12 protein-coding genes are annotated in these 13089 nt (G+C 40.7%); 7 read left to right on the top strand and 5 right to left on the bottom strand.

The genetic code is table 11. The features are described from left to right. The first annotated feature begins 7 nt into the window (after positions 1–7). The 4 genes from ABXT41_RS03335 (at position 8) to ABXT41_RS03350 (ending at position 3951) form a co-directional block, all read left to right on the top strand. Complete coding sequence (locus ABXT41_RS03335) at positions 8–532, top strand: SPOR domain-containing protein (RefSeq protein ID WP_415391407.1); 525 nt, start codon at positions 8–10, stop codon at positions 530–532. 80 nt (positions 533–612) lie between these two features. Then, positions 613–1107 (top strand): CvpA family protein, encoded by a 495-nt coding sequence (locus ABXT41_RS03340; protein WP_415391408.1) that lies wholly within the window; start codon positions 613–615, stop codon positions 1105–1107. A 50-nt stretch (positions 1108–1157) separates the two neighbouring features. Further along, on the top strand, positions 1158–2687 hold the full coding sequence (gene purF, locus ABXT41_RS03345; RefSeq protein ID WP_415391409.1) for an amidophosphoribosyltransferase: 1530 nt from the start codon (positions 1158–1160) through the stop codon (positions 2685–2687). Positions 2688–2751: 64 nt separating this feature from the next. After that, positions 2752–3951, top strand: coding sequence for an O-succinylhomoserine sulfhydrylase (locus ABXT41_RS03350; protein ID WP_415391410.1), 1200 nt, complete (start codon positions 2752–2754; stop codon positions 3949–3951). Between the two features lie 23 nt (positions 3952–3974). On the opposite strand, the gene ABXT41_RS03355 is transcribed toward ABXT41_RS03350, so the two are convergent. Further along, positions 3975–4649 carry a glutathione S-transferase family protein gene (locus ABXT41_RS03355; protein WP_415391411.1) on the bottom strand — a complete coding sequence of 225 codons (675 nt, stop codon included), beginning with the start codon at positions 4647–4649 and terminating at the stop codon, positions 3975–3977. A 64-nt stretch (positions 4650–4713) separates the two neighbouring features. Between ABXT41_RS03355 and msrA the strand changes: the two genes are divergently transcribed. The 3 genes from msrA to dbpA all read left to right on the top strand — a co-directional run bounded on the left by msrA (position 4714) and on the right by dbpA (position 7615). Beyond that, on the top strand, positions 4714–5403 hold the full coding sequence (gene msrA, locus ABXT41_RS03360) for a peptide-methionine (S)-S-oxide reductase MsrA (protein WP_415391412.1): 690 nt from the start codon (positions 4714–4716) through the stop codon (positions 5401–5403). A 297-nt stretch (positions 5404–5700) separates the two neighbouring features. Further along, positions 5701–6054 carry a hypothetical protein gene (locus ABXT41_RS03365; RefSeq protein WP_415391413.1) on the top strand — a complete coding sequence of 118 codons (354 nt, stop codon included), beginning with the start codon at positions 5701–5703 and terminating at the stop codon, positions 6052–6054. Between the two features lie 169 nt (positions 6055–6223). After that, positions 6224–7615 carry an ATP-dependent RNA helicase DbpA gene (gene dbpA, locus ABXT41_RS03370; RefSeq protein WP_415391414.1) on the top strand — a complete coding sequence of 464 codons (1392 nt, stop codon included), beginning with the start codon at positions 6224–6226 and terminating at the stop codon, positions 7613–7615. Here the strand turns inward: dbpA and ABXT41_RS03375 are convergent. The 4 genes from ABXT41_RS03375 to ABXT41_RS03390 form a co-directional block, all read right to left on the bottom strand. Continuing rightward, the gene (locus ABXT41_RS03375) at positions 7593–9293 is read right to left on the bottom strand and encodes an ABC transporter ATP-binding protein (protein WP_415391415.1); all 1701 of its coding nucleotides are present in this window, start codon (positions 9291–9293) and stop codon (positions 7593–7595) included. The genes dbpA and ABXT41_RS03375 overlap by 23 nt on opposite strands. Positions 9294–9374: 81 nt before the next feature. Next, a complete protein-coding gene (locus ABXT41_RS03380; RefSeq protein WP_415391416.1) occupies positions 9375–10283 on the bottom strand; it encodes an ABC transporter permease in 909 nt (302 codons plus the stop codon). Further along, positions 10284–11219: an ABC transporter permease gene (locus ABXT41_RS03385; RefSeq protein ID WP_415391417.1), complete on the bottom strand. Its 936-nt coding sequence runs from the start codon at positions 11217–11219 to the stop codon at positions 10284–10286. Then, a complete protein-coding gene (locus ABXT41_RS03390; protein ID WP_415391418.1) occupies positions 11219–12880 on the bottom strand; it encodes a peptide ABC transporter substrate-binding protein in 1662 nt (553 codons plus the stop codon). Before ABXT41_RS03390 ends, ABXT41_RS03385 begins: the two co-directional genes overlap by 1 nt. Positions 12881–13089: the final 209 nt, after the last annotated feature.

Genomic DNA, 13089 nt, shown 5'->3' on the forward strand with positions numbered 1-13089 from the left:
GTTATTTATGAGAGGCGCCGTAAAATCATACATAATGTATGCTGCTACATTGTCTGCTTTGGCGGTTATATTTGTACCATTGCTTATTGAAAGCCTCATGTCTAAAAAAGTAGATGAGACTTCTGTGATCCCAGTAAATAGAAATATTGGCACTCTTGTTTCGATGCCGATTAGATCTAAGAATATCATATCGGCGAAGTCCGATGAAAAAATATTCCAGCCACAAAGTAGATCAAGTCAGTCGGGCAGCTCTCTTGACGACAAAACTCCATCACTGTCACACGAAGGAATTCCTTTAGCTTGGGTGCTGCAAGTCGGTAGCTTCCCGGAAAAAAAATCTGCTATAGCCCTCTCTGAAAAACTTTCAGTTGATGGGTATAGGTCTTTTGTCAGAGACCTGAAAGATAGCAAGAGCACTGTCAGTCGTGTTTTTGTGGGACCAAAAATTATAAAGCAAACGCTGATTAACGATAAAACTGTCTTGGATAAACAATATGGCTTTGATTCACATTTAATGTATTTTGAGCCCTGAAGTTATGCAAGAGCTCTGTTACAATTCTATTTTTTTAAAATTTTACCCGTACCTATGTATTGCAATATGGCGCCTAAATCATGAATTCAGCTGACTGGATAATTTTGGGACTAATAAGCATTTCTGCAATCATCAGTGCAGTCAGGGGCGTTGTAAAAGAGGTTGTGTCCCTTTTTGTATGGGTGTTAGCTGCAGTTATTGCATCTATATTTCATGATGATTTTGCCGTGTTGATGGTAAACTTAATCGATACTTCGTTTCTAAGAACTTTAGTTGCTTGGATTGCCTTATTTATTGTCTGCCTGCTAACGGGGAGTATTGTAAATTATTTGCTAGGAAAATTAATTCAGGTTTCAGGTTTATCTGGTACTGACAGACTGCTAGGTATAGTCTTTGGGATTGCACGTGCTTTAACTATTATCATGGTGTTTTTAATTATAACCCCAAAAGTTTTTCCTGCAGCACATGCGCAGTGGTGGATTGAGTCAACCTTTATTCCATACCTGATTCCCTATCAGGATTGGGCACAAGAAATAGGATCGCTCGCTTTAAATTTCCTAAAAAACCTGTTTTAAGTAAATTAAATTAAATTGACTAACATCTGCAGAAAGAGGCTAGAAAATCCATGTGTGGAATCGTCGGAATTTATGGAAAAACAGACGTAAAGCTCAAACTTTACGATGCTTTAACTATGTTGCAGCATCGTGGCCAAGATGCTGCAGGGATCATGACTTGTCATAATGGTCGATTTAATCAAAGAAAGGGTGTCGGGCTAGTGAAAGATGTCTTTCATTCCCGTCATATGAACGAACTGCAGGGTAATATCGGCATTGGTCATGTCCGTTACCCAACAGCCGGTAGCTCTAGCCCAGCGCTTGCGCAACCCTTTTATGTAAATTCTCCGTATGGAATTTGTATGGCTCATAATGGAAATTTGACAAATACAGATGAATTAATGGCATTACTCTTCAGTACTGATCTACGCCACATTAATACTGACTCTGATTCTGAAGCCTTGCTCAATGTATTTGCTCATGAACTACTTGCACAAGAAATGACCAAGCCCTCGACAGAGGACATTTTTGATGCTGTTGGGCGCGTTCATAAACGGTGTCGTGGCGCCTATGCAGTGGTAGGAATGATAGCTAATTACGGAATGGTGGCCTTTAGAGATCCTTATGGTATACGTCCTCTTATTTACGGCCAACGCAAAACAAGCACAGGAATGGAGTATATGGTCGCATCTGAAAGTGTGGCTATGGATGTTTTGGGTTACACCGTTATTCGAGATCTGGATCCTGGTGAAGCTTTGTATGTTGATCAAGAAGGAGGATTACATTTAAAACAATGTGTTAAAAACCCTCAACTGAATCCATGTATTTTTGAGTACGTTTACTTCGCTCGACCTGATTCGATTATTGATAAGGTATCTGTGTACCAAGCTCGATTGAGGATGGGCAAGAAGCTTGCACAAAAAATAAAAAAATTATCCATATATAAAGATATTGATGTAATTATTCCAATCCCAGATACAAGCCGTGTTTCTGCCCAGGCAATTGCTGAGGAGTTAGGGGTAAAATTTCGTGAAGGTTTCATGAAAAATCGTTATATCGGTCGAACCTTTATTATGCCGGGACAAAAAGAAAGAAAAAAATCTGTTCGCCAGAAACTAAATCCTGTGAAGGTTGAATTTGAGGGTAAAAATGTATTACTCGTTGATGATTCCATTGTTCGCGGAACAACATCAAGAGAAATTATAGAAATGGCAAGAGATGCTGGCGCCAATAAAGTTTACATGGCATCGTCAGCCCCCCCTGTCCGCCATCCTAACGTCTACGGTATTGATATGCCGTCCGCACAAGAGCTGATAGCCCATGATCGAACTGAAGAAGAAATTTCCTCTCTCATTGGAGCTGATTTTTTAGTATATCAAGATCTAAATGATTTAGTGGATAGCGTCAAAGAAGGCAATCCAAATATCAAAAAATTTGATTGCGCAGTATTTGATGGGCACTATGTTACCGGAGATATTAATCAAGATTACCTTAAAAAAATAGATACCGAAAGAAATGATTCAGCAAAAAATGGTTCCAATAAAAATGAATTAGACATCAACCAGTCTATTGGTTTGCATAATTCAGGCATAGATACGTAGTAAAATTTTAATTAAACTGATCTTGTACAAAATGGCAGATTGACTAATTTTGGAAGAAAAATAAATGAATATAGATGATGTCAATGATCCTCATTCTGATTTTAAGTTTGACACATTAGCTATTAGGGCTGGCCATGTTAGAACACATGAAGGCGAACACGGAGAACCTTTGTTTCTGACCTCTAGTTATGTCTTTACAGATTCGGCTGAAGCGGCTGCTAGATTCTCTGGCGAACAGTCAGGAAATGTCTATTCACGATACACAAACCCAACAGTAAGTATTCTTGAAAAAAGAATTGCTGCATTAGAGTGTGCTGAGAGAGCAGTTGCGACTTCTTCTGGTATGGCGGCTATTTTGAGCACCTGCATGACCTTTCTTAAGGCGGGCGATCATATTGTGTGCTCTCGTAGTGTTTTTGGGGCAACTACTGTTTTGCTAGATAAATACTTATCTCGCTTCGGAATAGAAACAACCTTTGTTTCGTTGACCGATCTTGATCAGTGGCATCAAGCTATGCGACCACAAACCAGAATACTCTATCTAGAAACGCCTTCAAACCCGTTGTGCGATGTTGCTGATGTGGAGTCAGTTGCCGCTATTGCCCGAAAAAATAACGCATTGTTGGTGGTAGATAACTGCTTCTGTACCCCTGCATTACAGCAACCATTAAAACTTGGTGCTGACCTGATTATCCACTCAGCTACAAAATACCTAGATGGTCAAGGCCGCTGCCTCGGCGGTATAGTTGCCGGTAGCAAAGAACTCATAGGTCAAGTTTTAACTTTTATCCGAACAGCAGGCCCCACTATGAGCCCATTTAATGCATGGGTATTTCTTAAAGGGTTAGAAACCCTGAAACTACGCATGCATGCTCATTCAAGTAACGCTATGGAATTAGCGATTTGGCTTCAGGAGCAACCAAAAGTGAAGGAGGTTTTTTATGCAGGTCTTGAAAGTCACCCAGGACACAAGCTGGCTTCTAGACAACAGACTGCTTTTGGCGGTGTTTTATCATTTAAAGTTAAGGGGGACAGAAAAGAGGCATGGAAGGTCATTGATAGTACGAAGTTAATGTCATTGACCGCTAATCTTGGAGACACAAAAACAACGATAGTTCATCCAGCTACAACGACCCATGGGCGTTTAAGCTTAGAGCAAAAAGAAGAGGCAGGAATTACAGGTAACCTTATTCGTGTGGCTGTTGGGTTGGAAGATATTGATGATCTTAAAGAAGATCTCTTGCAAGGACTGAAAGCCCTGTAAATTTTGCTAGCAAAATATGCCAATCATTTTATGAGCATATTTTGTGCACCTTCAACAAAATCATCTTTTTTGGTATCATCTTCGTATTCAGCGGGCGGATTGTTAATGCCTTTTATGAAAGCAGGGCGCTCACCAAGCCGATTAACCCAAGAAGACAGGCTAGGGAAGTCCTCTATCTCAACTCCAGACCACCCATGAATCCTCACCCATGGCCAGCTTGATATATCAGCTATGCTTAGTTCTTCTGAAAGATATTCTCTTCCCTTTAGGTGAGTATCCAGCACCCCAAATAAGCGTCTTATTTCATTCTGATAGCGATCAATAGCAGGCTGGTAAGTTTCGTGCCAGTATCGAAAAAAAACATTTGCTTGCCCCATCATTGGCCCTATGCCTCCCATTTGAAACATCAACCATTGCAAAACACGTGATCGCTCATCAGGAGCATTAGGTAGTAGTCGACCTGTTTTTTCAGCCAAATAAATTAGAATAGCTCCGGATTCAAAAACCGTGAAATCATTATTATCATGATCGACAATAGTTGGAATTCTACCATTTGGGTTAAGCTTCAAATACTCGGGTTCTTTTTGCTGATTCTTGCTCAATTTCAACTCTTTAAGTTTATATGTGAGCCCAAGTTCTTCTAGCGCAATGCTGATTTTATGACCATTGGGAGTCGCTGCAGTATATAGTTCAATCATAAAAATCCTCGCTGAGTCATTACATCGAGCTGCGGTTATTTGGCAATCTAGTGTAAGTTAGCATATGAAGACCGAGCAAGAAATTAATTTTTTACAAATATTAGACGGATTGAGGTTGGATATGTTTAGTCATTTAATTAAGAACGAAATAGTTGATGCAAAAAATGCATTATCAGAACAAGGTCAGAAGGAGGCTAGCTATTACACTCATTGCATTCATGGACGCACTTTGACCCCACCTTTCCCAGATGATTTACACGAGATTGTCTTAGGTTTGGGTTGCTTTTGGGGGGCCGAAAGAAGGTTCTGGTCCCAGCCAGGAGTATATACAACGGCCGTAGGGTATGCTGGTGGTCACACTGAAAGCCCAACCTATGAAGAAGTTTGCTCTGGCTTAACTGGACATGCAGAGGTTGTAAAAGTTGTATTCGATTTCGCGCAGATAACTTTGCAAGAGGTACTTAATATTTTTTGGGAATCGCATAACCCTACCGAAGGTATGCGGCAAGGGAATGATCAAGGAACGCAGTACCGTTCCGTGATTTATTGTCACACAAATGAACAACTAAATTTAGCATTAAGCAGTAAAAATGCTTATCAGGAAAACTTAAAACAGTCAGGGTATCCGGCCATAACGACAGAGATACTACCAAGCACGATTTTTTATTATGCAGAAAAATATCACCAACAGTATTTAGCAAAAAATCCTAATGGATATTGCGGACTAAAGGGTACGGGAGTTAAGAGTGCTTAAGCCTTTTGATCTAATAAAAAAATTAAAGCGAGACTTTTTTATAAAATATTGATATATATAGTTATATTTTCAATATTCAGTAATATTAGTTAAAATTTCAATAAAGGTGCCTTCTGCCTATAGATTTATTGAGCAAAGGTCATTAAAATCGGCGTTCGACAATTCTTAACAATGATTTAAAATTGCTAAAAACTGTTTAATATTGTTGTAAGTTTTTGGGTTAATGACAGTTAGAGGTTCTTATTTTCTGACTGCTTTGGTTTATTTTTGAAGTAAATTTTTAAGAGGAATATGAGCATGAATTTTATTAAGTTACTTGGTGTGTCTGTCCTAGTTTTAGGTTTGGTCGCATGTGCTGAAAAGTCAGAAGAAGCCGCTGCACCAGAAGCAGGTGAAGCGACAAATGATAATATCAGCAAATTCAATACAGAAAAATTTGGTAGTTCGTCCGATCCTTCAACTGCACCAGCTCCAGCATTTGCTATTTCAAAAAATTTGAAGCCTGGCGAGTATGTTAACGAGAAAGGTGAGGTAATGAAGAATAGAGAGCTTGAGGGTGTTGTTGAAAATCCTAAGTTGCGTGAAATACCAGAAGGCATAGAGGAAGGCAGTGTAGAGCACACTATGTGGCTTCTTTCACAGGAAGAGTAATTCTTAAGCTATTCTTTAGTGTAGAAAATACTGAATCCCAGCGAGTTATTGACCGCTGGGATTTTTTTTACTACCAGCTTTCTTGCTGCTTCTTATGGTAGTTTTCAGCCTTCATTCTCCCATCAACTGGTCAGATGTTAGTTGCTAATACAATTAAGGGGAAAATACCTTGAGCGACACAAGCTTTCTCTCTCTTAACTTAAATGAAGATTTGATTAAAAATATCTCTTCTTTGGGTTATGTTGAAATGACGCCCATACAAGCTAAAAGCTTGCCTGATATCTTGAAAGGCCTAGATCTTATCGGTCAGGGTATTACTGGTTCAGGAAAAACAGCTGCATTTTCATTGGGCCTTTTAAGTAGGCTCGATGTAAAAAATTTCCGCATACAGGCAATAGTCCTTTGTCCGACTCGTGAGCTGGCAGATCAGGTCGCTAACGAAATACGGAAACTTGGACGCACAATTCACAATATTAAAGTGTTGACCCTCTGTGGCGGAACGCCATTTGGTCCTCAGGTTGGATCTTTGGAGCATGGAGCTCATATTGTTGTTGGCACACCAGGACGAATACTTGATCATCTTAATAAGGCAACTCTAAGTCTGAATAGCGTAACTATGCTGGTGCTTGATGAGGCTGATCGTATGCTAGATATGGGTTTTCAGTCCTCACTTGATGCCATAATGAATCAGCTTCCAGAAAAACGCCAAACGTTGCTTTTTAGCGCCACATATCCAGACGAAATTCAGTCTATTTCCTCACGTATAATGTCCAATCCAGTTATCGTGCGAATCGCAGCTTCCGAAGAAAAAAGTACTATAAAGCAACATTTCTATAAAATAAATGATGAGGCACACCGGTTGGCAGTATTGCGCTTATTGCTTCTTGAAAGTCGCCCAGAATCAGCCATCATCTTTTGTGAAACTAAAAAAGAAACTCAGGAGATTGCTGATCAGCTCGAAAGTTTTGGATTTAGCTCGGTGGCTTTGCATGGAGATATGGAACAAAAAGACAGAGATCAAACTCTGATTCGCTTTGCCAACAAAAGCGCCTCTATCCTTGTTGCTACTGATGTGGCTGCCAGAGGTCTAGATATTGAAGCTCTTGCTGCAGTCATAAACTACAGACTTGCACGAGATGTAGAAGTGCATATTCATCGTGTTGGTCGAACGGGTCGGGCGGGAAATACCGGCAACGCATACAGCTTTTTTAGCGAAAAAGAGCGTCATAGAGTTAATCTTTTAGAGGCATATTTAAGTCTAATTATTATCCCTGAAAAATTACCGGGAACTAAGGCTCTAGAAAAAAATCCACCTAGGGCGCCAATGGAAACCCTGCAGATTGATGGCGGAAAAAAACAAAAAATACGTGCTGGCGATATTCTTGGAGCCTTAACAGGAGAGAATGGGATTAATGGTTCCCAGGTAGGAAAAATCAATATTTCAGATAACTGGTCTTTTGTTGCAGTTAGTTCTGATGTATACAAGGTTGCTTTGCATAAGCTAGGTACCGGGAAGCTAAAAGGCCGGTCTTTCAGGGTCAGATTGATTCGCGGGTCATAAACTTCAACTTGTTTCCTGCAATAATCTGCCTTTCTTTTTCTTTTATAGGGTCTGCAAGCGGGACTGCTGCAATTAACTGCTTGGTGTACTCCTGAGATGGGGTTTTGAAAATATCAGCAGTAGATTCCATCTCCACTAGTCTCCCATGACGCATCACTGCAATACGATCCGCTATGTAACGAACTACCGATAGATCGTGGGAAATAAACATCATGGTTAGATTGTGCTTATCAACCAAAAATAAAATTAATTCGAGAATTTGTGCTTGTACTGTTACGTCAAGGGCTGAGACGGGCTCATCGGCAACTATGAATTCTGGCTTAGTTGAGATAGCGCGGCCTATAGCAATACGCTGGCGCTGCCCGCCAGAAAACTCATGAGGGTATTTTCTAGCAGCAGATCTCGCCAACCCCACATCATCCATCAATCTTAAAACCTCTTTTGCCGCATCCTTGCGCGATACCAATCGATGATATAGCAATGGTTCTGCTAATGTATCATACACGCTCATCCTAGGATTTAATGAAGAATAAGGATCCTGGAATATCATTTGCATGCGCTTACGAACAGATGTCTTCTTGCTAGGAAGCAATAGAGTAAGGTCCATATCATCAAAGACTACATTTCCGCTAGCTATAGGCGTAAGCTGCAGTATTGCTCGACCTAATGTCGACTTACCTGAGCCGGACTCCCCAACTAACCCAAGTATTTCACCGCGTCTTATCTCAAAAGAGATATCATTAACCGCCTTGATAACCTTTATTTTCTTGTCTTTTCCGGAGAACATATTGGCAAAAGACCAAGGGCTATAAGAGTTAGATTTATGAAAAAATACTTTTAAATTGTTAACTCTCAGAAAAATCATATTTTCATCACAGAGTGCTAGTTGTTTTTCTCCGCAAGGAATGGATGAAAGTAATTTTTGTGTGTAGGCGTTTTTAGCGTTGTAGAAAATGTCTTCGGTATTCCCTTCTTCTACAATTAATCCTTCTTTCATGACGGCAACTTTGTCAGCTATGCCAGCCACAACACCGAGATCATGACTGATAAAAATCACAGCAATACCATATTTTTTTTGAAGTTCTTTGATCAAAATGAGTATCTGCGCCTGAGTAGTGACATCTAGCGCAGTGGTTGGTTCATCGCATATGAGCAGTTTCGGTTTGGCCATTAAAGCCATGGCAATCATTACCCGTTGTTGCATCCCTCCAGAAAATTCATGAGGATAACTGTATATTTTTTGCTCCGGATCTTTGATGCCGACCTCGCAAAGCATTTTGATAGCCATTATGACTGCTTCACTGCGTGATTTACCCTTATGGGTTGTTAATGGCTCAGTAAGCTGCTCACCTATTGTTAGATAGGGGTTAAGACTTGTCATTGGGTCTTGAAAAATAACAGCTATGTCATTCCCGCGGATTTTTTGAAGATCCTGTTCTTTGGCTTGAATTAAGTCTATGTCATTAAAGTAGGCGGCACCTGATTCTATTTTTCCAGGTGGCATGGGAACAAGCCCAAGCAGGCCATAACAGGCAACAGATTTCCCTGATCCGGATTCACCAACGATTGCTAGCGTTTCTCCACGATTTACACTAAAGCTAATATTTTCAACCGCTTTAATAATACCGTTGCGTGTGTGAAAGCGGATAGTTAAATTTTTAACCGAAAGTAATGCCATATTTTTAATATACATCTTTTATTTATTAGTAATTTAAATAAACTTTATAGAAATAACTATAAGTTTTATTATCTAGTAGTTTTAGTCCTTTGATGTCCTGGGATCCAGTGCATCTCGTAGGCCATCTCCTAGAAAATTTAGTGCAAATAGCGTTATCGATAAAAATAGACCAGGAAAGAAAATAAGCCACGGATATTCTTCCATAGTTTCCACACCATAAGAGATTAGTAGTCCCCAGGAGCTCTCAGGAGGCTGTATCCCTAAGCCAAGAAAGCTTAAAAAAGCTTCCAGCAGCATTACACTGGGTATGGTTAGGGTTGTATAAACAATAACAGGACTAAGAATGTTCGGAATTAAGTATCGGCGGATAATTGTCCAGTGAGACAACCCAAGCGACAAAGCGGCCTCGATGAACTGTTGTTGCTTTAGTGTCAGCACTTGTCCGCGGACAATGCGCGCCATTGTGAGCCACTCTACGGCTCCAATGGCTAAAAATAAAAGTAATATATTTCTACCAAAGACGACCATAAGCAGTACTATAAAAATCATAAAAGGCATAGCATAAAGAATGTCTACTAGTCTCATCATGGCCGCATCAATACGACCTCCGGAGTATCCCGCAATAGTACCCCAGATAACTCCAATAAAAACTGCTACAGAGCTAGCTAAGAAGCCAACAGCTAGAGAAATTCGACTTCCATACATTACTCGGGTCAACATATCTCGACCAAAAATATCAGTACCCAATGGGTGCGCTAGAGAAGGGCCTGCGGCGCCCAACAGAAGATCTTGTTCCTCGTAACCGTAGGGAGCAATAATTGGTGTAAGGAGCGCAACAGCGCAAAAAAGGACTAGGATGCCTAGGCTGACGATAGCTAAGGTATTCTTTTTAAGACGGATCCATCCATCCATCCACAATGAAGTGCTTTTTTCAATAGATGGAAGAATTTGGGTTAAAGAACTTTTGTTATGCTGAATTGGTCTGGGCATCTAGTTGTCCGACCTGTATTGATGGCGAAGTTTTGGATTACACCAAACAGCAATAACATCTGACAGCAAATTAAAGAAAATGATAAGCGCTGCAAAAAAGACTGTAGTTCCTAAAATCATTGTGTAATCTCGATTAAAAGCAGCCTGCACATAAAATCGACCGAGCCCTGGGATCTGGTAAATTGTCTCTACAACAAAAGAACCGCTTAGAAGTCCAGCAAAGGCAGGTCCAAGAAAGGCGATCACAGGGGTCAGGCCGCCACGAAGAGCGTGTTTTAGGACGATAGTTGTAGGAGGCAAGCCTTTTGCTTTAGCTGTACGAATATAGTCTTGTGTCATCACTTCCAGCATTCCCCCTCGACTTAGACGCGCAATAAAAGCCGCATATCCTAATCCTAGGGTCAAAGTAGGCAATATTTTATCACCTGGAGTATTTCCCCAGCCAGAAATAGGAAGCCATTCAAGCTCAATGCCAAAAACTAACACTAAAAGAGGGCCCATTAAAAATGAAGGCATGCAAATACCAATCATAGCGGCTGACATGGGCAGATAGTCGTGTATTGTATTTGGCCTAAGGCCAGCATATGCGCCTGCACTGATACCAATAATGACAGCTATCAACATTGCATAAAAAGCCAATTCAGCAGTAACGGGCAAACCGGCTGCGATCAGTTCATTTACAGTTCGCCCAGGATAGCGAAAAGAGGGTCCAAAATCGCCATGAATTAGATCGCTCATGTAACTAATGTATTGCTGCCAAACAGGCTGGTCTAAGTTGTATTGTGCTTCTAGCGCCTTAACAACCTCAGGTGGAACTGATTTTTCAGCACTGAATGGGCCTCCAGGGGCAGCCCTCACCAGAAAAAAAGTTGTGGCGATAACAATTAGCAGCACAGGGATTGACTGAAGTAATCTACTTAAAATAAAACGAAACATTAGTCTACTTTCTCCCTGTCAAACAACGGATCAAGGGAAAGTTTTTTATAAAGAACATAGTCTAGAATATTTGGCTGAAGCCCCTTGAGACTCGGATGCACCAAGCTTTTACTATTATAAATATAGATAGGAAGTATAGGCATATCTTCAAGTAGAATTGCTTCGGCTTTAGCCATGATTCGATATCTCTCTGCTTTGTTTGAAGAGATAGGGGCCTGCTTTATAATTAAATCATCGTATTGAGCGCTTGACCAGCCCGTACGGTTATTACCGCCTTCAGAAACCCACATATCGAGAAATGTGTTTGGGTCAACATAATCCCCAATCCATCCAGCCCTAGCTATCGCATAGTTGCCGTTATTAACTGAATCCAAGTAGACCTTCCAGTCTTGATTACTTAGAGTAATGTTAACGCCTAGGTGTACCTTCCACATTTGCTGAATAGCTACGGCAATTTTCCTGTGGCCTTCTGATGTGTTATACAAAAGTTCAGTCATAGGAAATCCTTCTCCATTGGGATAGCCAGCACGAGCCATAAGATCGCGAGCTTTAGCGGGGTCAAAGCTGAATCCAGATTTAGCGGTATATCCAAGTGTGCCGGGTGGGGTAAAAGTGCTAGCCGGAGATTCGCCGCCTTTTGTTACCCTTTTTGTTAATTGCTTCCTATCAATGCTCATTGCTAAGGCTTTTCGCACACGCTTGTCGCTCAGATGAGGGAGCTTTGTGTTAAATCGATAAAAATAGCTGCCAAGGTATGGGTGAGCGTATAAAAGGTTTGGTTTGTTGTTTTTATAAACCTGCAATTTATCAATAGGGATGCTTGATGTTTTGTGCAGCTGACCCAAACGAAACATCCTTTCTTCTGTTGTTACATTTTCTATTGGGTGGAATTTTATACCATTTAGAGCCACATTTTCGACATCCCAGTAGTAAGGATTTTTAGTAACATCGATAGATTGAAATAGTCGCCATTCTTTTAATAAAAACGGACCATTGCCTACAAAATTTCCCGGACGTGTCCATAATGTGCCGCGCTCATGCGCTTTACCAAATTTCTCAATGGTAGCCCTATGCAAGGGAAACATACTGTAGTGATCTAATAGCTGAAGAAAGTATGGCGTGGGATGTGTGAGTGTTATTTTGAGAGTGTAATCATCCAGAGCTTTCACGCCAACTTGAGAAAAATCGCCTATCTCGCCTTTAGCGTAAGCTTCAGAGTTAGCAATAGGAAACAGCATGTAGGCATATTGATTTCCTAGCTTTGGCTGCAAAGCGCGCCACCAAGACCAAACAAAATCATGAGCTGTTAAGGAGTCGCCATTGGACCATAATGCGTTATGTCGTAACTTGAATGTGTAAATTTTACGATCTTCGCTAATGTGCCATTCTTTTGCAACTGCAGCAATTGGCTCTAATGTTTTAGGGTCTTTTGCAACTAACCCTTCTAGCAGAGCGGTGAGAATATGGTGCTCAGGGATGCCGGTAACAATATGAGGATCCAACTCCTGAGGGTCGGTGCCGTTTCCCCAGTGCAAAATGCCATTTTTATTACCAGCAGTGACGTTATTTTCACCGCTGCCGCATCCTGCTGTGGAGATCAGCAAAGCCAATAATAGGCTGAGGGGACCGAGTTGTCTTCTGAGGCTCTTATCCTTGAACATATTTAGCCCAAATATTAATACCATTATACAGATTGTTTAAAGCCACTATTTTCTTCATGTTAAGCAGAGAGCCAGTGAAACGCTAGTCTGAATTATAGTTTTACAAAAAGCTTCATTGAAATACATTAATGAACCGCACATAATGCTAACCTTAGAGGCATTTCTCCGTAAAATCAAAATGCGCATAAACAGGGACTATTTTCCCTGAG

Origin of the sequence: Porticoccus sp. Uisw_050_02, from assembly GCF_047729555.1 — a bacterium.
In the GTDB taxonomy this organism is placed as follows: Bacteria; Pseudomonadota; Gammaproteobacteria; order Pseudomonadales; family Porticoccaceae; genus Porticoccus.